This is a genomic window from Corynebacterium sp. Marseille-Q2823, from assembly GCF_903645345.1.
Classification (GTDB): domain Bacteria; phylum Actinomycetota; class Actinomycetes; order Mycobacteriales; family Mycobacteriaceae; genus Corynebacterium; species Corynebacterium hiratae.
This window is the reverse complement of sequence record NZ_CAHJXS010000008.1, coordinates 83,787-102,667: the sequence shown is the minus strand read 5'-3', so window position 1 is coordinate 102,667 and position 18,881 is coordinate 83,787. Positions and strand designations below refer to the sequence as shown.

The window sequence follows — 18,881 nt, the reverse complement described above, 5'->3', positions numbered from 1 at the left end:
AATAAAACTCCAGAATGCTAATGGGCTCACTGAGTATGTTGCACTAGACGCCCGAGCGTTACAGCACAGCAATGAAATGGTTTACTAAAGGGGATGGAACCACTCGAGCTCTCCGCCCTGACGGGCACGCAGTCGCGCACCTACGGCACGCGCAGGATCACCAAAGACATGATCTCAGCACCCGTGCATGTGGCTATTGCGCTGTGGGATGAGCGCTGGGATTCCGCCGAGAACGGCACGATCGACGGCTGGGTCATCGCCGTCAACACCACGAAGACGCGCTTCGTGCGCAAAGGACAGATCCGGAAGGGCGATATCGTTGAGGTAGCCGTCCGCGAGTTGGAGAAGGCCACGAAGAATATTCGAGGGCGCAAATGGATAGTCACCGGCCGCCGGCAAGCGGCGCTGCGGGCGGCGCTGGAAAAGCGCGGCTATACCGTGACGGGGAGTTTCGCGGAGGAGAATAGGGCGTCGAAGAGCGCTAGCTCCGTGCGACGCAAGCAGGCCGGGATCACCGCGCGCCGCGCGAAGAAAGAAGGCGAGGCCCCGCGCAAGAAGCAGGTAGTAAAGGTAGAAACGCCGAAGGCACACTGGTGGCCGAACTTCTCGACGGCCTCCTCCTGGCCGGAGGGCGCCACCGTGCGCATCGCCACGGATGCCTCCTCGGACACGGTATTCAAGGGCTCCATGTGCTTCGTGGCCAGCAATGGCGACTACCGGTTGCGCACGCGCAAGACGACGGCGAGCACCGATGAGCTTGAGCTCGAATCCTTGACGCTCGCACTGAAGTACCTGCTCAAGGTTGGCGCAACCAAGGCGATCATCGAGTCGGACTCCGTCGCCGCCTTGGAGGCGGTGGAGCAGATTCGGACGAAGGGCTCAAAGGCGGTGCGCTCCCGCGGCATGTGGCGGGGGCTATCCTCGGGCTCGCGCTCGCGCTTCCAGCAGGCATGGCACGACGTGGAGGGGATCTGCGAGGTAACCATCCGTCGGGTGATGGGGCATGCGGGTGACCCGCTGAACCGGGCGGCGGACCAGATTGCGTACATGGGCCTGCGCGCGACTGCGCATCCGATGAAGCAGTCGCGAGCGACGCTGAAAGAGGGCATCACGAAGGCACTGGCCAAGCTCTAATTCGGGGTTCGGTGCACTGGTGGCCTAGGGTAAATCGCATGAGCAATCCCTTTGACTCCAATCCTTTCGAGGAACCGGCCAAGCCTTTCAGCGGCCGTGGAGCGAACCCCTTCGCGGAGCCCGCGCGTGAGGCGTATGCGGCGCCTTCTGCGACTCCGCCTGTGACGCCTTTCGCGGATCCTTTTGCTGAGCCTTTTGCCGAGTCTGAGCGCGCATACGCCCCGGCCCCGCTGCAGGACTATTCCCTCGAGCAGCACTCAACGGGCGGCAAGGTTCACCGCTTTTCCGTCTTCAAGGGCCTGCTCAGCCTGTTCTCATTCTTGGTAGGCTTCACCGCGATTACCGATGGCGACATAGCCTTCGGCCTCGGCTTCGCTTTGCCCGGCGCGTGGTACTTCATCAAAACGCTGCAGCAGAAAGCCAACCCGACCGCGCCACAGAAGCGCCACTGGTTTGTCATTTGGCTCATTGCCCTCGTGCTCATTTTCTTCGGCGCCTAGCGACCACCCGCCGCCACACGATACGCAGCAGCGAATGCGGAGTCGCCACTACCTCGCGCACGTAATTCCACGGGCGGTCTTTCCGCGGGGTGCCAATGCCGTGCATGCGGACCCGAATCCCCAGGTGCCAGGCCCACATGCGGGTGCGCAGCACGTGGAAGTCATTGGTCACAACGCGAAAATAGCTATAGTCCGGGCACAGCGCATGTGCGCGCTCAAGGTTCTCGTTGGTGCTCGTAGCGAGTGGTTCGAGGAGAATCCGCTCCGGATTAACGCCCCGCTCGATGAGGTAGCGCGCCATCGGCTCCGCTTCCCCGTAACCGGATACGATGATCGGCTCCTCCGGCAGCACGCGCGCCATCACCACCGCGCGGTCCAAGCGGCTGCGCAGCAGCGAGCCCGGCTCGCCGCCCTCCACGCGCGCGCCCAACACCAGAAGCGGAAACTGCATGCCCGCTAGCTTAGCGTGCATACTGGTCAGCATGAGTATGTGCGTAGTCGGCTCTTAAGATCAATCTCCCCGGTCGACTTCCCGCTTTATTCGCCGAGGAGCTGGGAACGCAGGTTCTCGTCCTTCTTCTCTACCTCGGCGGCCATGTTCTCCTGGTAGGCCGCCATCTTCTCCACGAGGGCTGGGTCGCCCGCGGAGAGGATGCGCACGGCGAGCAAGCCGGCGTTCTTGGCACCACCGATGGATACGGTGGCCACCGGAACGCCACCCGGCATCTGCACGATGGAAAGCAGCGAATCGAGACCATCGAGATCCTTCAGCGCGCGCGGGATGCCGATGACCGGCAGCGGCGTGGCCGCGGCAACCATGCCCGGCAGGTGGGCCGCACCACCGGCACAAGCGATGATGGCTTTAAGCCCGCGCTCGTGGGCAGACTTGGCATAAGCCAGCATCTTTTCTGGGGTGCGGTGCGCGCTGACGACGCCCACCTCGAAGGGCACGCCGAACTCGGCGAGCACCTCGGCGGCGGGCTTGACGGTGGGCCAGTCGGAATCGGATCCCATGATCAGGCCGACGAGAGGTTCCATGAAAAATCTCCTTCTTTACTAAGGCTTAAGCTCGCTGCGGGCTTAAGCCCACTGCGCGTGGACGAGGAAGTGGGCAGCATCGTGAGCGATGCGGCGGGTTTCCTCCACATCCTCACCGACGACGTTGACGTGGCCGATCTTGCGGCCCGGCTGGTGGTCCTTGCCATAGAGGTGGACCTTCGCCTCTGGGTAGCGCTCCATGACTTCACGGACGCGCTGCGGCATGGGCATCTGCGGATCTTCTTCGGCACCCAGCACATTGGTCATGACGGTGACCGGCGCTAGGGCTGCGGTGGAGCCGAGCGGCAGGTCCAGCACGGCGCGCAAGTGCTGCTCGAACTGGGAGGTCACGCAACCATCCTGGGTCCAGTGGCCGGTGTTGTGTGGGCGCATCGCCAGCTCGTTGACGGCGATGTCTTCTGCCACGCATACTCCCGGCGCACCGGAGGCGGACGCAATGATGGAGCCGGCGTCTTGCTTCGTCGCAAAGGCGAAGAGCTCCACTGCAAGCACGCCAGTCACGCCGAGCTCGGTAGCTACCTTGATGCCTACCTGCATGGCACGCTCTGCCAACTCCGGGGACAGGTTCGGGGCGGGTGCGAACGCTTCTGCACAGATACCATCTCGTTGCACGGACTCGGTGACCGGCCAAGCCTTCACTTCGCCGGAGGGGCGGCGGGCGACGAGCACGGACAGCTCGCGGGTAAGGGCCACTTTTTCCTCAGCCATCAGCGGGGTGCCTGCCGCGAGAAGTTCTTCTACCAGCGGCTCCAGCTCCTCCGCAGAGGGGAACCACACGCCATGGCCGTCGTAGCCGCCGCGGCGGGCTTTGAGGCACACGTGATCGTCGACAAGCCCGGCGAAATCTCGCGCATCCTCCACCGAGTCGATGGCGGCAAAGCGCGGCACTGGGGCGCCCAGCTCGGCCAGCTTCCGGCGCATGAAGAGCTTGTCCTGCGCGTAGAGGAGGGCGGAAGGCTGGGGCTGGACGTTGAGACCGTCGGCGATGAGCGCCTGGACGTGCTCCGTGGGGACGTGCTCGTGCTCAAAAGTAATTGCGTCCGCGCCTTCCGCAGCGGCGGTGAGCACATTGAGATCGTGGTAGTCACCGAGAACGACGTCCGGAATAACCTGGGCGGCGGACTTGTCTGGCGCGGAGGCCAGCACGCGCAGGTGGATGTCGAGCTCCGCGGCGGCCGGCTGCATCATGCGTGCAAGCTGGCCGTCTCCATAAACAGTAACGAGGGGTTTGTGTTGTTCACTCACTCTTTCAATACTAGCCTTGGGGCCATGATCGTCCGGCATACCATCTTTCAGAACTCCCTCATGACCGCGCTGTTGGATGGCATTTACGACGGCGAAATGACCATCGGCGAGCTCTTGGGCAAGGGCAATTTCGGCATCGGCACCTTCGATGCGCTGGACGGAGAGATGATTATCCTCGACGGCGTGTGCTACCAGCTGCGCGGTGATGGAACCGCGACGGTGGCTGACTTGGACCAGGGAACCCCCTTCGCGGTGGCGACGAACTTTGTCCCCCGTATTAAGGTGGCCGCGCCCAAAGGATTAAAGCGCGAGGAGCTGTCGGCCTTCATCGATGAGGTGGAGCCTTCCGCCAACTACATGTACGCGGTGCGTATCACCGGACGCTTCAGCAACGTGGTTACCCGCACGGTGGTCAAGCAGAGCAAGCCTTATCCGCCGATGGCGCAGGCAGTAGGCGGCGATAAGGAGCTGCGCTTTAACGACGTTGAAGGCGTCATCGGTGGCTTCCGCACCCCGGTGTTTGAGAAAGGTATTTCAGTCCCCGGATGCCACGTGCACTTTATCGACGCCGAGCGCAACTCCGGCGGACACGTGCTGGACTACACGGTCGATGAGGCCACGATTGAGCTCTGCCCCGGAACGGACCTCGACCTGCGCCTGCCACTGACCCACGAATTCCGCTCCGCCAACCTGGCACCTGATGACCTAGACCAGCAGCTACACACGACGGAGATAAAGGACTAACCCCAGACCGGTTGCTCGTTGAGGATGTCCTCGACGTACTTGGCTTTAGGGATGGACGGAAAATACATCGGCTTCTCATAGCCGTGGAGTGCCAGCGAAATCCCCCCGCGACGACGACGCGCACCACGAATATCGGTGAGCGGGATGGAATCGACGCGCTTGCCCTCGCGCGCGATGACGCGCAGGTTGGTCACAATGAAGCGCTTGCGGCGGGCTTTCACCAAGGGAAAGATGAAGCGCCAGGCAGCAAGCAGGGCCCATATAGCTACTAAACCATTGCGAATCGCCAAGTCAATGCCGTTATAGTCACACCAGCCGATGGCAATCCAGCACACACCCGTGACGACGACGAGCTCTAAAAAGGGAAAGAGCAACGTCCGAAACGGGGCGGTCATGTCCGCGCGCACAACCTCGCCGCGGCCCATCTGCATGAGGTTCATGGGGCACATGGTACCTCCCTTCCCACTCGTTCCACGGTCCTCCCCCGCTACCCGAGCGTGAGGGGTGACCACCTCCTAGCCTCGGCGGTCCGGCGGCCCGGCGCGGCATCGCACCTGGCATTTCCTAAAAGGCATCAGCCGAAAGGCGTCTTTGCCCCTGAAAACACCATCTGTCGGCCTGCAAAAGGCGTCTTTGGGAGTAAAGACGCCTTTTGACTAATGCCTTCTGATAGACGCCTTGCGAAAAGCGCCATGCGGGAATCTCGATATCGGGCCTTCCACCACGTCAGACGCGGAAATTTCTAGACCTCACGACTAGCGCACGACACAAAACCCTTGACAGCGGGAAAGGCCGGCAGTAGGTTGAGAAACACCTATGCAATCGATTGCACTAGAGGCCACAGGAAGGAGGATTTCATGACTGGAGCCACATTAAAAGACATTGCCGCTGCGGCCGGGGTTTCAGTTTCCACCGCCTCGCGTTCCCTTGCCGGAAATCCTGCTATCTCCGAGAAAACACGGGCAAAGGTAATGAGCATTGCGCAACAGCTCAATTATTTGCCCAACGCTCAGGCACGAGCCTTGAGAAACTCTCGGTCCGACGCCATAGGGCTCATCATCCCTAACTTGGACAATGCCTATTTTGCTGCCATGGCCGCTGCAGTGGAAGAAGAAGCGAACAAGCGCAAACTCTCGACCATAATTACCAGTTGCGGAGAAGACCCAGAGCGCCTCATCAAAGCTCTCGACACCCTCTCCCAACGGCAGGTAGACGGAATCATCAGTGTCCCGCTCGAAGGTGCAGAAGATGCACTGCAGCGCGCGGCGGAATCTCGCCCACTGATACTCATCGATCGTTCTCTTAAAAACCTCCCAGCCGTGGTCTCAAACCCAATTACCGGGATACATGCGGCCGTGGCCCAGCTCAAGAGCAAGGGACACACGTCAATTGGGTATCTCTCTGGCCCCCAAGAAACGTCCACCGGACGCGAGCGCCTCAACGCATTCAAGGATGCAACAACCGGAATGGATATCCACATCCATCACGGCAGCTTCCGCCACCGATCTGGATACAAGGGCGCCATCGCGCTTCTTCAAGAAGGCGTCACAGCCATAGTCGCAGGCGATTCCATGATGACCGCAGGCGCGCTAGAAGCTTGCCATAACGCTGGCAAAAGAATTGGTGAAGAAATCGCACTAGTTGGCTTCGATGACTTCATCTTTTTACGTTTCCAACCAGCGCCAATCTCTGTCATAGACCAGAACGTTACGCGCATGGGAGAAGAAGCTACCGCTCGCTTGGTTGACGCAATTGATAACAAGCGGCAGCCCGAATCGACGGTCATCGATACCCGCTATATCCCACGAATGTCCACCGCCTACCGATTCCCTGGAGAACTCACATGAGTGAAACCGTCCTAAAACTTGAAGGCGTAACCAAGTCCTTCGGCCCCGTTGATGTCATTAAAGGGGTCGACCTCAACGTTCGGCGAGGCCAAGTTCAAGCCCTTTTGGGCGAAAACGGCGCCGGTAAGTCCACGCTCATCAAAATGATTGCGGGCGTACACGAACCGGACTCTGGCCGCATACTAGTAGATGGCAAAGAAGTTAGAATCCCCGATACTAAGGCCTCCGAGGCCCTCGGTATCGCCACTATTCACCAAGAACTCAACTTGGTGCCGACTATGTCGGTAGCTGAAAACATTGTGCTCGGTCGCACTCCGCAACGCTACGGACTTGTCAACCGCAAGCATCTCAAGGCTCAAGCACAAGCAGCCCTACACCTCATCGGACTTGATGTTGACTTGGATACTCCGGTGGGTGAGTTGGGCGTCGCCAAGCAGCAGCTGGTTGAGATCGCCAAAGCCCTTTCCATGAATGCGCGCATCCTTATCTTGGATGAACCCACAGCCGCGTTGACCGGCAAAGAAGTCGATGCGCTCTTTACAGTTCTCGAAGGACTCAAAGCAAAAGGCGTGGCGATGGTGTTTATCAGCCACCACCTGGATGAACTGGCACGGATCGCGGAGACCATTTGCGTACTGCGCGATGGTGCCTTCATCGCCGAGGTCCCTTCCGATACAGATGAGGATGAACTGGTCCGGCTGATGGTCGGTCGCAGTATCGAAAACCAGTACCCGCGCGACACTCCGCCCGAGCGCGGCGATGTCTTGCTTGAAGTTGCAGGCCTGACTACACAAGGTTCGTTTCAGGACATCTCCTTCGAGGTCCACTCCGGCGAAGTTGTCGGTCTCGCCGGACTTGTCGGCGCTGGCCGCACGGAGATCATTCGTGCCATTGCTGGCGCAGACACCTACGATTCAGGATCCATTCGTGTGAATGGCCAAGAACTTCGAGGCGGCGACATCGGCGCCGCAATTCGCGCCGGGGTGGGACATATCCCCGAGGACCGGAAAGCACAGGCGCTAGTCCTGGATGCTTCGGTAGCAGACAATCTCGGTTTCGCGACGCTCTACCCCACCGCTAGAGCTGGGATTGCGGACCGTTCTGGCCAACATCGGCGTGCGGGCGAAGTGGCAGAAAAACTTCGTATACGTATGTCCGGGCTTGACCAGGCTATCCGCAATCTCTCCGGCGGAAACCAGCAAAAGGCAGTCTTCGGCCGGTGGGTCCTCGCCAACTCAAAAGTTCTCTTACTCGATGAGCCAACCCGCGGCGTCGACGTAGGCGCCAAGGTCGAAATCTACAACATCATTAACGAGGTTACGGCTGCCGGCGGCGCGGTCCTCATGGCTTCCTCTGATCTACCAGAGGTACTTGGAATGTCTGACCGGATCCTCGTCATGTCGGGGGGCCAACTTGCCGGGCAACTGCCAAAAGACTCCACTCAAGACGAGGTCATGACCCTCGCCGTAGCCAACGTAACTTCAGCAACTTCCGCTGCCGCTACTAACTCCGCTAGCCACGACCCCAAGGATTAATTATGACCAAGAATCGTGTAACCAACTGGGCTCTGAACAATGGCGCTCTCGTCGGCCTCATCGCGCTGTGCATAGCGCTTTTCATCGCCACCCCGTATTTTTTAACCGTAACGAATCTACTTAACGTAGGCATCCAGGCAGCTACCGTGGCCATCCTAGCTTTCGGCATGACCTTCGTTATTGTTACCGCGGGAATCGACCTTTCTGTCGGTTCTGTAGCCACTCTTGGCGCTATGGTGTCGGCCTATATGTTCTCCACTGCTGGGCTTCCGGGCTGGCTGACTCTCCTCATTGGTCTCGGTGTGGGTGCCTTGGCGGGCGCTATCTGTGGAATGGCCACTGCGTGGGGAAAGATTCCCTCCTTCATTGCAACACTGGCAATGATGTCTATTGCGCGTGGCCTAACCCTCGTCATCTCGCAAGGCTCTCCCATTGAGACCGCGCCTTCGGTCAACTTCTTTGGCAGCGACGTCGCCGGCCTCCCCGTGCCCATCATCATGATGGTGATCGCTGGGCTCCTCTGTTGGTTCATCCTCGAGCGCACTGTGCTCGGTCGTTCCATGTACGCGATCGGAGGAAATCTCGAAGCAGCTCGCCTCTCCGGTCTCCCAGTCAAGCGCATCCAGATCGCAGTTTTCGCGCTTTCTGGGTTCTTCGCAGCGTGGGCAGGCATGGTTATGGCGGGCCGACTCGAATCTGCACAACCGCAAGCAGGCACCGGTTATGAGCTGGATGCCATCGCCGCAGTCGTCATCGGTGGTGCCTCGCTGTCTGGTGGACAAGGCAAAGCAACGGGAACTCTGGTTGGCGCTATTTTGCTGGCTGTCATCCGAAACGGCCTCAACCTCCTCAATGTTTCCTCCTTCTGGCAGCAGATTGTCATCGGTTTAGTCATCGCGTTGGCCGTGGGCTTCGACGTCTTCCGCAATAAGACGGCTAACTAAAAGGAGTGCCTCATGAAAAAGATCATTTCTGCAGTTCTCGTTGCCGTTCTTGCTTTGGGTTTGGTCTCATGCAACCGCTCTGAGGAAGACCGTCAGCGCATAACTCTTGCGCTATCAACCCAGACAAACCCCTTCTTCGTTGAGCTACGCCATGGCGCACAGGACAAGGCCAAAGAACTCGGAGTCCCCCTCGATATCCAAGACGCCTCGGATGATCCTGCTCAGCAAGTCAATCAACTCGGCAACGCTACGTCGATGGGCGCGAAAGTAGTGGTTGTTAACCCCACAGACTCCGATGCTGTAGCTCCGGCAGTACGCGGAATCAAGAACAATGGTGTCCCTGTGGTCGGTGTAGACCGCGACGTTAACGGCGTAGATTTGGATTCCATGGTTGCCTCCGACAATGTCGCCGGCGGTGCCCAAGCAGCAGATCAGCTGGCCAAATCCATCGGCGAAGAAGGTGACATCCTCATCCTGCAGGGCACCGCAGGTACGTCGGCCTCGCGCGAACGTGGCAAGGGCTTCGAGTCACAGATTGCCAAGTACCCGGGCATCAAGGTGGTTGCTAAACAGTCAGCAAATTTTGATCGTACAGAGGGACTCAATGTAGCCACCAACCTTTTGCAAGCCAACCCGAACATCAAGGCCATCTTTGCGGAGAACGATGAAATGGCCCTTGGCGCCGTCGAAGCCCTGGGATCGCGCGCTGGTTCCGAGGTCAAGATCGTGGCCTTTGACGGTACTTTCGACGGACTTAAGGCTGTCAAGGACGGCAAGCTGGAAGCTACTATCGCTCAGCAACCAGCCGAGCTCGGTGCCCGCGCCATCGAGCAAGCCGCACAACTCCTGCATGGTGAAAAGGCACAGAAATCTGTCCCCGTAGAAGTCATCACCGTTACCCGCGACAACGTAGAGGAATTCCAATGAGCAAGTTAACTGTCGTCGGTTCTATCAATGCCGATCTCATCGTCCACGCAGAGCGCCACCCTCAGCCCGGAGAGACCCTGCTGGGTTCTGGCGGTGAAATCCTAGCCGGGGGCAAGGGCGCAAACCAGGCAGTGGCCGCGGCCCAACTTGGTGCGCATGTCGCTTTCGTCGGTGCCGTAGGATCTGATCCCTATGCCGAACCCGCTATGCATTACATGCGGACCTCGGGTATCGATCTCAGTGCAGTAGAGCAGGTAGACACCAATACCGGCCTCGCTGTCATCACTGTTTCCGCCGACGGCGAGAACACCATCGTCATTTCCCCCGGCGCTAATGCTCAAGTCGACTCAGATTTTGTCGCCGCTCGCGCCTCCACCATCGCCGATGCCGACATTGTTCTCCTACAAGGTGAAATCCCTGCTTCCGGTTTTCAGGCCGCAGTAGAACACAGCAATGGACGCGTCGTGGTTAACCTCGCCCCTGTTGTCCAAGTCGACCGTGAATGCCTGCTGCAAGCTAATCCGCTTCTTGCCAATGAGCACGAGGCTGGTCTTATTTTGGAGCAGCTCGGTCTTCCCTCCGATGGCACCCCTCACGTGCTTGCTCACCGACTTATTGAGGCTGGCTTCCGCTCCGTAGTCTTAACCCTTGGCGCGCGTGGAGCGTATGTAGCCACCCCGGAAGGCGGCACGGATATACCTACCCCACGCGTGACCACCATAGATACCACCGGTGCTGGCGACGCCTTCGCTGGCGCGTTGTGCTCCCGACTCTTGCAGGGCGACTCACTCATCGATGCGGCCTCATTCGCTGCCCGCGTCGGAGCTTTCGCTACAACCGGCAATGGAGCACAGCCTTCTTACCCAACTACTTCTTCACGCTTACCGGAGGTGGACAATGCGTAAATCTGGAATCCTCAACCCTGCACTCGCCAGCGCCGTTGCGCGCCTTGGGCACACCGATACTTTTGTTATCGCGGATTGCGGGCTTCCCATACCGCAGGATGTGACAGTTATTGATTTGACGTTAACCTTTGGCATCCCTTCCTTCGGCGATACGCTTTCCGCGTTACTCGCCGAAGTAGTAGTAGAGGCAGCCACGATTGCGGATGCCACTCCGCCAGAGGTTCGGACGCTGCTTCCCAGCATCCCACTTACGGAAGTCGCGCACGAGGAGCTCAAACGTCAAGTCGCCGACGCCTCTTTCGTGGTGCGCACTGGGTCAACAACGCCGTTTTCCAATGTGATCTTTCGCTCCGGCGTGCCCTTTTAAAACACCTTTCGATCCTTCTAAAAAGCACGCACTCCCAACTCGCTACTGACCAGCTGGGCGCAGGTGGATGACATCACCCGCGGAGTAGTACTCACCGCCGACGTTGATGCGGCCGTCGTCCGCCACGCCCTCAACAGTGCCGGTCACATCGCCCGTCGGGGCTTCGAGGCGGACTTCCTGACCAATCGAAGAACAAACCTTGCGGTAATCAGCCATAAGCTGCGAATCCTGCTGCTCCCACTGGGTGATGCGGTGGCGCAGATTCTTCAACACGGTGATGGCGAGCTCGGTGCGGTCGGTATCAAGCCCCTCGAGTGAGAGGGAGGTTGCTGCCTCGATGGGCAGTTCCTCCCTCGTCAACGTCACGTTGATGCCCATGCCCACGACCACGCGGGCTGAGGGCGGATTAGCGGCCTCGGTCTTCGGGGCGATTTCGGCCTTATTCACTTCAGCCTTGTTGATTTCAGCCTTGTTAATCTCCGCTTTGTTGATTTCAGCCTTATTGATCTCTGCCTTGTTGACTTCTGCCTTGGAGACCTCCGTCTTCGGGGCAGACTTGAAGGCCTCACCCACCGGACCGGCCTCCGCGAGGATGCCGCAGAGCTTCTTGCCGTCGATCTGCACGTCATTCGGCCACTTGAGTACCGCTCCCTCGACGGTATCCGTCACGGCCAAACCTGCGGCTAGAGGCAGGGTGCCCAAGTGATCGAGCGAATCCGGAAGGATGAGCACGGAGAAAATGAGCTGGGATCCAGCCGGGCTCACCCACTGACGGCCCAATCGGCCTTTGCCGGACACCTGCTCGTTGGCGAGCAGCACGGTGCCATCGGCAACCTTCTCCGCCTCCATGAGATCGGTATTGGTCGAGCCAGTGGACTCGGTGTAATCGATGACGGAAAAATCACCGTCGAGAGCTTCACGGATGCGGTCAAGATTTAGAGCTGTCATACTGCCAACCCTACCCGCCGTTAGTACTCGACCACGCGCACTGTGTCCGCAGCGGGTGCTAGTGTATGTGCATGGCAAAGGTCACTTTTGAGAACGTCGGCATCACCTATCCCCGCGCCGAGAACCCCACGGTCAAAGACCTCAATCTCGAGATCGCGGATGGCGAGTTTCTAGTCCTCGTCGGCCCGTCCGGCTGCGGTAAGTCCACCACCCTGCGTGCCCTCGCAGGACTTGAGCCGGTCTCCAGCGGCCGCATCCTCATCGATGGTAAAGACGTCACGGGGCTCGAGCCCGGCGAGCGCGATATCGCCATGGTCTTCCAGAACTACGCCCTCTACCCGCACCTCACCGTGGCCCAGAACATGGGCTTCGCCCTCAAGCTGGCCAAGATGCCCAAGGCTGAAATCAAAGCCAAGGTAGAGGAAGCCGCGAAGACTCTAGGGTTAACGGAGTACCTGGAGCGTAAGCCGAAGGATCTATCCGGTGGCCAGCGCCAGCGCGTCGCCATGGGCCGCGCCATCGTGCGCGAGCCCAAGGCATTCCTCATGGATGAGCCGCTATCTAACCTGGATGCCAAGCTGCGCGTGCAAACCCGTGCGGAGCTGGCCAGCCTCCAGCAGCGCCTCGGCACCACCACCGTCTACGTCACCCACGACCAGGTGGAGGCCATGACCATGGGAGACCGCGTCGCCGTGCTCAAGGACGGTGTCCTGCAGCAGGTTGCACCGCCGCGCGAGCTGTACGACTCCCCCGCTAACGAATTCGTCGCCGGCTTCATCGGCTCCCCCGCGATGAACATCTTTGACTACAACGGTGGCCGCGTTGGCGTTCGCCCAGAGAAGATGTTCATCAACAAGGGACCGGTGGGCTTCCAAGGCACCGTGGAATTCGTAGAAGAGCTAGGCTCCGAGTCCTTCGTCTACGTCATGGTGGGTGAGCAGCGCTTCGTTGCCCGCGCGAGCGATAACGTTCCACAGCGCGGGGACAACGTCGTCCTCACCTTCAACCCCCGGGAGGCGCACCGCTTCGATCCTGAAACCGGACAGCGCATCGAGGTTTAAGAAGAATCAGGGGTAGTTTTACCCCCATTTTGAGTGAATTAAACGTCAAAACCACGTGCACTGTGGGGGTGATCCCCTATTTTGAAGTCACCAGAAGTTTTCCGAAAGGTGAATACTCCATGAAGAAGCCGTTTCTCCCTAGCTCGCTGCGCTCTGTCCGCCGCGGCGTAGTCGTTACCACCGCTGCCCTTGCTCTGACCTTGGCGGGTTGCTCGTCGAGCGACGAGGGATCGTCGTCAAGCACTGGCTCCGATGCCTCCTCGACTGATGGTGACGGCCGCGGCCCCATCACCTTCGCCATGGGCAAAAACGATACCGACAAGATCACGCCTATCATCGAGGCATGGAACGCCGAGCACCCGGACGAGAAGGTCGAGCTCAAGGAGCTCGCCGGCGAGGCTGACGCTCAGCGCGAAACCCTCGTGCAGTCCCTGCAGGCGGGCAACTCCGACTACGACGTCATGGCGCTGGACGTGGTCTGGACCGCCGACTTCGCCGCTAACCAGTGGCTGGCACCGCTAACCGGTGACTTGGAGGTTGATACCTCCGGGCTGCTGGAGCCCACCGTGGAGTCCGCCACCTACAACGACACCCTCTACGCGTTGCCGCAGAACACCAACGGCCAGCTGCTCTTCCGCAACACCGAGTTGGCGGACAAGGCTCCGGAGAAGTTCGAGGACATCGCTTCTGCCTGTGAGGCCATCAAGGATGATGCTTCCTGCCTGACCACTCAGCTCAAGCAGTACGAGGGCCTCACTGTCAACACCGCCGGCTTCATCGAGGGCTGGGGCGGCTCCATCTTGGATGACGAGGGCAACGTCGCCGTTGACTCGGACGAGGCCAAGGAAGGCCTGCAGGCGCTTGTCGACGCCTACGAAGACGGCACCATCTCCAAGGACTCCACCGCCACAACGGAGGAGGAGACCAACCTCGCTTTCACTGAGGGCAAGACCGCTTTTGCCATCAACTGGCCGTACATGTACACCAATGCCGAAGAGGCTGGCGTGAAGTTTGAAGTCCAACCGCTGGTGGGCAAGGACGGAGTCGGTGTCTCCACCCTCGGTGGCTACAACAACGGCATCAACATCAACTCCGAGCACAAGGCTACGGCCCTGGACTTCATGAAGTTCATCATCAACGAGGAGAACCAGAAGTCCTTCGCTGAGGCTTCCTTCCCGCCGGTGCTGGCCTCCATCTACGACGATGAGTCCCTCGTCGAGGAGTTCCCGTACCTTCCGGCTCTCAAGGAGTCCTTGGAGAACGCCGCACCGCGTCCAGTCTCCCCGTTCTACACCGCCATCTCCAAGGCCGTGCAGGATAACGCCTACGCGGCTCTGACCGCTGATAAGTCCGTCGATGACGCAACGAAGGACATGAAGGCAGCCATCGAGGCAGCCTCCCAGGGTTAATCTTCCCAGCGTGATTTGGGGCGCGAGTAAGTCCACGAGACTTGCCCGCGCCTCTTTCTTTGATCCGGGCTTTTCGCCCGGAGGATGTCTAAGCCACCCGCTATGATTTTCCCCAACCTCCGATAAACCCCCTCCCCCCCTATTAATTAGAAAGGCAGGCACCGCATGGCTGGAGCACCGCCTACCGCGCAGCCACGCAGACAGTATCTGCGCGTCGCTGCGCTCATCGCGCCGGCGCTGATAGCGCTGGCCGTGGTGATCGGCTATCCCATCGTGCGCGCTGTGATGTTGTCCTTCCAGGGCAACAAGCGGCTTAACCCGACTACGGGTGTATTCGAGGAAGGCGCATTCGCAGGCCTCGAGAACTACCTGTACTGGATCACCAATCGCTGTATGTCGGCCACCGGCCAAGCCACCGCATGCCCCGACGGCGTCATCGCCACCGATTTCTGGCCAGCGCTCAAGATCACCCTCTTCTTCACTGTGGTCACGGTGGCACTGGAAACGATTCTGGGCATGTTCATGGCGCTGGTGATGAACGGTGAGTACCGCGGACGCGGCCTCGTGCGCGCGGCGGTGCTGGTTCCCTGGGCCATTCCCACCGCGGTGACCGCGAAGCTTTGGCAGTTCATGTTCGCGCCGGACGGCATCATCAACGCGCTCGTCGGTTCCCGCATCGCGTGGACCACGGACCCGTTTTATGCCCGCTTGGCGGTCATCATCGCCGATGTGTGGAAGACCGCCCCGTTCATGGCGCTGCTCATTCTGGCTGGCTTGCAGATGATTCCGCGCGATGTGTACGACGCCGCCCGCGTGGACGGCGCCTCCCGCATCCAAACCTTCTTCACCATTACCTTGCCGCTAGTGCGGCCAGCGCTCATGGTGGCTATTCTTTTCCGCACTCTGGACGCGCTGCGCATGTACGACCTTCCGGTCATCATGATCTCCGCCTCCTCTAACTCGCCGACGGCCACCATTTCCCAGCTGGTCGTGGAGGACATGCGCCAGGGGCATTTCAACTCGGCCTCCGCGTTGTCCACGCTCATCTTCCTGCTTATCTTCACCGTCGCGTTCATCTTGGTGCGCTTCCTCGGCGCTGATGTCTCCGGTACTGCCCGCCAGAAGAAAGAGAAGAAGTCATGAAAAAGATCGGCCATTACCTAGGCATCCTCTTCATCATGTTCTGGGGGCTCGCGCCCTTCTACTGGATGGTCGTCACCGCCCTGCGGCACAAGTCCCACACCTTCGACACCACCCTGTGGCCCACGCACGTGACGCTGGATAACTTCCGGGATGCATTGGCCACGGACAAAGGCAATGACTTCCTCAACGCCCTGGGGAACTCTTTGCTCATCTCCCTGGCCACGACCGCGGTGGCGGTCCTCATCGGCGTGTTTACCGCCTATGCCTTGGCGCGCTATGACTTCCCGGGTAAGGGCGTTGTCACCGGCATCATTCTGGCCGCCTCGATGTTCCCGGCCATCGCGCTGGTAACCCCGCTTTTCCAGCTCTTCGGCAACCTCGAATGGATCGGCACCTACCGCGCGATGATCATCCCGAATATCTCCTTCGCGCTGCCTCTGACGGTCTACACGCTGCTGAGCTTCTTCCGCCAGCTGCCCTGGGAGCTAGAGGAGGCCGCTCGCGTGGACGGTGCTTCCCGTGGTCAGGCCTTCCGCCTGGTGCTCCTGCCCTTGGCTGCGCCGGCGCTATTTACCACGGCTATCATCGCCTTCATCACGACGTGGAACGAGTTCATGCTGGCTAAGCAGCTCTCCACCACCGCCACCGAGCCGGTGACCGTGGCCATCGCGCGCTTCTCCGGCCCCTCAGCCTTCGAGTACCCCTACGCCGCCACCATGGCTGCGGGCGCGCTGGTGACTGTTCCGCTGATCATCATGGTGCTCATCTTCCAGCACCGCATCGTCGCCGGCCTCACCGCCGGAGGTGTTAAGGCCTAATGCGCCGCGCACTGCTGTGGGACACCGCGCTGGGATTCGTTGGCTTCTTCGCCTTCCTGGCGCTGGTGCAGGCAGTTCTGAATCTTTTTCACCCCTCCCCCGCCATCTGGCCGGGGCTCCTCGCGGGCGCACTATGCCTGACGGAGTATCTGCTGTGGCGGGCTAAACGGAAGGATCTCCGATGAGCTGGCACGACAACGCCATTTTCTACCAGGCCCTCGTGGGCTCGTACAAGGACACCACCGGCGAAGGCGTGGGCACGCTGCGCGGGGTTATTGAGAAGCTCGACTACCTCAAGTGGCTCGGCGTCGACTGCCTGTGGCTTTCCCCGTTCTATGCTTCCCCGCTGCGCGATGACGGCTATGACATCGCCGATTACTACTCCATCCACCCTGACTACGGCACGATGGAGGACTTTGACGAGCTCGTCGCCGAGCTCCACGCGCGCGGCATGCGCCTCATGACGGATCTCGCGTTCAACCACACCTCCACCGATCACCCGTGGTTCCAGGCCTCCCGCACCGATCCGGAAGGGCCCTATGGGGACTATTACGTGTGGGGCGACGATCCGCTGCGCTACCCGGAGATCCGCATCATCTTCACTGACACGGAAACCTCGAATTGGGCATGGGACCCGGAGCGCAAGCAGTTTTACTTCCACCGCTTCTACTCCCACCAGCCGGACCTGAACTACGACAACCCGAAGGTCCACGAGGAAGTATTCAAAATCCTCTCCTTCTGGCTGGACAAAGGCGTGGACGGCTTCCGCCTCGATGCCATTGCATACCTCTACGAACGCGATGGACTGGGCGGCGAGTCCCTGCCGGAGACGGTCGAATTTGTGGAGAAGATCCGCGCCTTCATCGACGAGAATTACCCCGAGGCCATCATGATCGCGGAAGCCAACCAGCCACCGGCGGAAACCATGGAGTTCTACGGCACGGGCAACCGCTTCCACATGGTCTTCAACTTCCCGGTGATGCCGCGGCTTTACCAGGCGCTGGCGCTGGGGGATGCCACACCGGTCTACGACATCATGGCGGAGCTTCCAGAGCTTCCCCAGGGCTGCCAGTGGGGCACCTTCCTGCGCAACCACGACGAGCTGACCCTGGAGATGGTCGACGAGGACCAGCGCGCGATCATGTACGAGCACTACCTGCCCGACGATCAGATGCGCGCCCACGTGGGCATCGCGCGGCGCCTTGCCCCGCTGCTGGGCAATGATTACCGCAAGATTGAGCTTTTTTATTCACTACTCATGACCCTGCCGGGCGCCCCCTTCCTGTACTACGGCGATGAGATTGGGATGAACGATGCCCCCGAGTTGCCTGACCGCGATGCTGTGCGCACGCCCATGCAGTGGGAGCCGGGCGAGGGTGCAGGCTTCACTACGTCCGCCCACCCGCGCCGGCCCATCGTCGGCGGCGTAGGGGTTTCGGTAGAGGAGCAGCTTGCCGACGATGACTCGCTCCTCCACCGCCTCCGCAGCCTGATCCAGCAGCGTAAAGCGCATCCGGAACTCGGCACCGCTCCTTTCGAAGCCGTGGAAACCGGCCAAACGGGAGTTCTGGGATTCCAGCGCGGTGAGTTGTTGTGCCTGCACAACTTCACGGATCAGACCGTCGACTTAGGCCCTGTGGAGCTGGGCCCCTATGGCTACGCTTGGCTGCCTGTAGAGGCCTAAAGGACACTTCGTAACTCACCTCACATTTCCCGCCAGGTTAACTAAAAGTTAACTCGCCGTGAACGAAAGCTAGCTTTTGGAGGATTTTACCTATATAGTTGGTTCAACCCCATGATGCGGACAGCCGCATCATTACGACAAGAAATAGAGAGGTGAGCCAAATGAATACCCTGACCGGATTCCTTTCCGCCATCACTAACGAATTCAAGAGTGCCACCGGAATCAACCTTGACACGGTGCATCCGGCACCGCTGGTGTCACACATCGCCGAAGATCTGCTCAAGCACGGTCTCATCCCAGCCACCCACACGGACATCGAAGAGTCCTACGCCACGCTTACGGGAACCTTCCCCAAGGAAGAGGATCTCGTAGATGCCGAACTCTTCCTCTACAGCCTCGGCTGGCTGGCAGACACCCCCGAATAAAACCACATAACCTAAGCCTCGCCCCTTTTACAGGGCGAGGCTTTTTCATTGAGTCACCCTTCGGCGCCCCTCACTACACACCCACTACACTGACCCACATGCACCCGACGCGCCGTATGCGAGGAATCCCTCACCTTTTACACCGCCATTCACCTGCACAAACGTGAACTGTGAGAGAAATCACCC

General features: G+C 59.9%; 21 protein-coding genes. 16 read left to right on the top strand and 5 right to left on the bottom strand.

The window, feature by feature from the left end:
- The first annotated feature begins 93 nt into the window (after positions 1–93).
- Positions 94–1,134, top strand: coding sequence for a ribonuclease HI (locus HWX44_RS10025; protein ID WP_175974465.1), 1,041 nt, complete (start codon positions 94–96; stop codon positions 1,132–1,134).
- 38 nt (positions 1,135–1,172) lie between these two features.
- The gene (locus HWX44_RS10020) at positions 1,173–1,634 is read left to right on the top strand and encodes a hypothetical protein (RefSeq protein ID WP_071406895.1); all 462 of its coding nucleotides are present in this window, start codon (positions 1,173–1,175) and stop codon (positions 1,632–1,634) included.
- On the opposite strand, the gene HWX44_RS10015 is transcribed toward HWX44_RS10020, so the two are convergent.
- The 3 genes from HWX44_RS10015 to HWX44_RS10005 all read right to left on the bottom strand — a co-directional run bounded on the left by HWX44_RS10015 (position 1,615) and on the right by HWX44_RS10005 (position 3,977).
- Complete coding sequence (locus HWX44_RS10015; RefSeq protein WP_046647236.1) at positions 1,615–2,085, bottom strand: YdcF family protein; 471 nt, start codon at positions 2,083–2,085, stop codon at positions 1,615–1,617. The genes HWX44_RS10020 and HWX44_RS10015 overlap by 20 nt on opposite strands.
- Positions 2,086–2,171: 86 nt before the next feature.
- The gene (gene purE, locus HWX44_RS10010) at positions 2,172–2,672 is read right to left on the bottom strand and encodes a 5-(carboxyamino)imidazole ribonucleotide mutase (protein ID WP_046647007.1); all 501 of its coding nucleotides are present in this window, start codon (positions 2,670–2,672) and stop codon (positions 2,172–2,174) included.
- A gap of 42 nt (positions 2,673–2,714) precedes the next feature.
- The gene (locus tag HWX44_RS10005) at positions 2,715–3,977 is read right to left on the bottom strand and encodes a 5-(carboxyamino)imidazole ribonucleotide synthase (protein WP_175974463.1); all 1,263 of its coding nucleotides are present in this window, start codon (positions 3,975–3,977) and stop codon (positions 2,715–2,717) included.
- On the opposite strand from HWX44_RS10005, the gene budA reads away from it, so the two are divergent.
- Positions 3,963–4,682 (top strand): acetolactate decarboxylase, encoded by a 720-nt coding sequence (gene budA, locus HWX44_RS10000; protein WP_175974461.1) that lies wholly within the window; start codon positions 3,963–3,965, stop codon positions 4,680–4,682. The genes HWX44_RS10005 and budA overlap by 15 nt on opposite strands.
- Here budA and HWX44_RS09995 read toward each other — a convergent pair.
- Positions 4,679–5,122, bottom strand: coding sequence for a hypothetical protein (locus HWX44_RS09995; RefSeq protein WP_175974459.1), 444 nt, complete (start codon positions 5,120–5,122; stop codon positions 4,679–4,681). The two genes, budA and HWX44_RS09995, sit on opposite strands and share 4 nt — an antisense overlap.
- Positions 5,123–5,539: 417 nt before the next feature.
- Between HWX44_RS09995 and HWX44_RS09990 the strand changes: the two genes are divergently transcribed.
- From HWX44_RS09990 to rbsD, 6 genes are read left to right on the top strand one after another with little or no spacing between them, the layout of a single operon-like run.
- Entirely contained in the window at positions 5,540–6,529 is a 990-nt protein-coding gene (locus HWX44_RS09990) for a LacI family DNA-binding transcriptional regulator (protein WP_175974457.1), read from the top strand.
- The gene (locus HWX44_RS09985) at positions 6,526–8,064 is read left to right on the top strand and encodes a sugar ABC transporter ATP-binding protein (RefSeq protein WP_049156342.1); all 1,539 of its coding nucleotides are present in this window, start codon (positions 6,526–6,528) and stop codon (positions 8,062–8,064) included. The genes HWX44_RS09990 and HWX44_RS09985 overlap by 4 nt, the downstream gene beginning before the upstream one ends.
- A gap of 2 nt (positions 8,065–8,066) precedes the next feature.
- Entirely contained in the window at positions 8,067–9,008 is a 942-nt protein-coding gene (locus HWX44_RS09980) for an ABC transporter permease (RefSeq protein WP_175974455.1), read from the top strand.
- 12 nt (positions 9,009–9,020) lie between these two features.
- Positions 9,021–9,935 carry a D-ribose ABC transporter substrate-binding protein gene (locus tag HWX44_RS09975; RefSeq protein WP_046647013.1) on the top strand — a complete coding sequence of 305 codons (915 nt, stop codon included), beginning with the start codon at positions 9,021–9,023 and terminating at the stop codon, positions 9,933–9,935.
- Positions 9,932–10,840 carry a ribokinase gene (locus HWX44_RS09970; protein WP_175974453.1) on the top strand — a complete coding sequence of 303 codons (909 nt, stop codon included), beginning with the start codon at positions 9,932–9,934 and terminating at the stop codon, positions 10,838–10,840. Before HWX44_RS09975 ends, HWX44_RS09970 begins: the two co-directional genes overlap by 4 nt.
- The gene (gene rbsD, locus HWX44_RS09965) at positions 10,833–11,207 is read left to right on the top strand and encodes a D-ribose pyranase (protein ID WP_070680409.1); all 375 of its coding nucleotides are present in this window, start codon (positions 10,833–10,835) and stop codon (positions 11,205–11,207) included. The genes HWX44_RS09970 and rbsD overlap by 8 nt, the downstream gene beginning before the upstream one ends.
- A 42-nt stretch (positions 11,208–11,249) precedes the next feature.
- On the opposite strand, the gene HWX44_RS09960 is transcribed toward rbsD, so the two are convergent.
- Positions 11,250–12,155 carry a biotin--[acetyl-CoA-carboxylase] ligase gene (locus HWX44_RS09960; protein WP_144013046.1) on the bottom strand — a complete coding sequence of 302 codons (906 nt, stop codon included), beginning with the start codon at positions 12,153–12,155 and terminating at the stop codon, positions 11,250–11,252.
- 71 nt (positions 12,156–12,226) lie between these two features.
- On the opposite strand from HWX44_RS09960, the gene HWX44_RS09955 reads away from it, so the two are divergent.
- From HWX44_RS09955 to HWX44_RS09925, 7 genes are all read left to right on the top strand, one after another.
- Entirely contained in the window at positions 12,227–13,216 is a 990-nt protein-coding gene (locus HWX44_RS09955; protein ID WP_070515993.1) for an ABC transporter ATP-binding protein, read from the top strand.
- A gap of 119 nt (positions 13,217–13,335) precedes the next feature.
- Positions 13,336–14,625 carry an ABC transporter substrate-binding protein gene (locus tag HWX44_RS09950; protein ID WP_175974451.1) on the top strand — a complete coding sequence of 430 codons (1,290 nt, stop codon included), beginning with the start codon at positions 13,336–13,338 and terminating at the stop codon, positions 14,623–14,625.
- 165 nt (positions 14,626–14,790) lie between these two features.
- Positions 14,791–15,768, top strand: coding sequence for a carbohydrate ABC transporter permease (locus tag HWX44_RS09945; RefSeq protein WP_175974450.1), 978 nt, complete (start codon positions 14,791–14,793; stop codon positions 15,766–15,768).
- A complete protein-coding gene (locus HWX44_RS09940) occupies positions 15,765–16,586 on the top strand; it encodes a carbohydrate ABC transporter permease (protein WP_175974447.1) in 822 nt (273 codons plus the stop codon). Before HWX44_RS09945 ends, HWX44_RS09940 begins: the two co-directional genes overlap by 4 nt.
- On the top strand, positions 16,586–16,771 hold the full coding sequence (locus tag HWX44_RS09935; protein WP_046647019.1) for a hypothetical protein: 186 nt from the start codon (positions 16,586–16,588) through the stop codon (positions 16,769–16,771). The genes HWX44_RS09940 and HWX44_RS09935 overlap by 1 nt, the downstream gene beginning before the upstream one ends.
- Positions 16,768–18,270, top strand: coding sequence for a maltose alpha-D-glucosyltransferase (treS, locus tag HWX44_RS09930; protein WP_175974445.1), 1,503 nt, complete (start codon positions 16,768–16,770; stop codon positions 18,268–18,270). The genes HWX44_RS09935 and treS overlap by 4 nt, the downstream gene beginning before the upstream one ends.
- Before the next feature lie 161 nt (positions 18,271–18,431).
- Positions 18,432–18,695, top strand: coding sequence for a hypothetical protein (locus HWX44_RS09925; protein ID WP_046647021.1), 264 nt, complete (start codon positions 18,432–18,434; stop codon positions 18,693–18,695).
- Positions 18,696–18,881 lie beyond the last annotated feature (186 nt).

What these genes read in the sequence shown, in the direction of transcription:
- HWX44_RS10025 (WP_175974465.1), top strand. Translation starts at nt 94, where the DNA reads ATGGAACCACTCGAGCTCTCCGCCCTGACGGGCACGCAGTCGCGCACC.
- HWX44_RS10020 (WP_071406895.1), top strand. Translation starts at nt 1,173, where the DNA reads ATGAGCAATCCCTTTGACTCCAATCCTTTCGAGGAACCGGCCAAGCCT.
- HWX44_RS10015 (WP_046647236.1), bottom strand. Translation starts at nt 2,085, where the DNA reads ATGCAGTTTCCGCTTCTGGTGTTGGGCGCGCGCGTGGAGGGCGGCGAG.
- purE (WP_046647007.1), bottom strand. Translation starts at nt 2,672, where the DNA reads ATGGAACCTCTCGTCGGCCTGATCATGGGATCCGATTCCGACTGGCCC.
- budA (WP_175974461.1), top strand. Translation starts at nt 3,963, where the DNA reads ATGATCGTCCGGCATACCATCTTTCAGAACTCCCTCATGACCGCGCTG.
- HWX44_RS10005 (WP_175974463.1), bottom strand. Translation starts at nt 3,977, where the DNA reads ATGCCGGACGATCATGGCCCCAAGGCTAGTATTGAAAGAGTGAGTGAA.
- HWX44_RS09995 (WP_175974459.1), bottom strand. Translation starts at nt 5,122, where the DNA reads ATGAACCTCATGCAGATGGGCCGCGGCGAGGTTGTGCGCGCGGACATG.
- HWX44_RS09990 (WP_175974457.1), top strand. Translation starts at nt 5,540, where the DNA reads ATGACTGGAGCCACATTAAAAGACATTGCCGCTGCGGCCGGGGTTTCA.
- HWX44_RS09985 (WP_049156342.1), top strand. Translation starts at nt 6,526, where the DNA reads ATGAGTGAAACCGTCCTAAAACTTGAAGGCGTAACCAAGTCCTTCGGC.
- HWX44_RS09980 (WP_175974455.1), top strand. Translation starts at nt 8,067, where the DNA reads ATGACCAAGAATCGTGTAACCAACTGGGCTCTGAACAATGGCGCTCTC.
- HWX44_RS09975 (WP_046647013.1), top strand. Translation starts at nt 9,021, where the DNA reads ATGAAAAAGATCATTTCTGCAGTTCTCGTTGCCGTTCTTGCTTTGGGT.
- HWX44_RS09970 (WP_175974453.1), top strand. Translation starts at nt 9,932, where the DNA reads ATGAGCAAGTTAACTGTCGTCGGTTCTATCAATGCCGATCTCATCGTC.
- rbsD (WP_070680409.1), top strand. Translation starts at nt 10,833, where the DNA reads ATGCGTAAATCTGGAATCCTCAACCCTGCACTCGCCAGCGCCGTTGCG.
- HWX44_RS09960 (WP_144013046.1), bottom strand. Translation starts at nt 12,155, where the DNA reads ATGACAGCTCTAAATCTTGACCGCATCCGTGAAGCTCTCGACGGTGAT.
- HWX44_RS09955 (WP_070515993.1), top strand. Translation starts at nt 12,227, where the DNA reads ATGGCAAAGGTCACTTTTGAGAACGTCGGCATCACCTATCCCCGCGCC.
- HWX44_RS09950 (WP_175974451.1), top strand. Translation starts at nt 13,336, where the DNA reads ATGAAGAAGCCGTTTCTCCCTAGCTCGCTGCGCTCTGTCCGCCGCGGC.
- HWX44_RS09945 (WP_175974450.1), top strand. Translation starts at nt 14,791, where the DNA reads ATGGCTGGAGCACCGCCTACCGCGCAGCCACGCAGACAGTATCTGCGC.
- HWX44_RS09940 (WP_175974447.1), top strand. Translation starts at nt 15,765, where the DNA reads ATGAAAAAGATCGGCCATTACCTAGGCATCCTCTTCATCATGTTCTGG.
- HWX44_RS09935 (WP_046647019.1), top strand. Translation starts at nt 16,586, where the DNA reads ATGCGCCGCGCACTGCTGTGGGACACCGCGCTGGGATTCGTTGGCTTC.
- treS (WP_175974445.1), top strand. Translation starts at nt 16,768, where the DNA reads ATGAGCTGGCACGACAACGCCATTTTCTACCAGGCCCTCGTGGGCTCG.
- HWX44_RS09925 (WP_046647021.1), top strand. Translation starts at nt 18,432, where the DNA reads ATGAATACCCTGACCGGATTCCTTTCCGCCATCACTAACGAATTCAAG.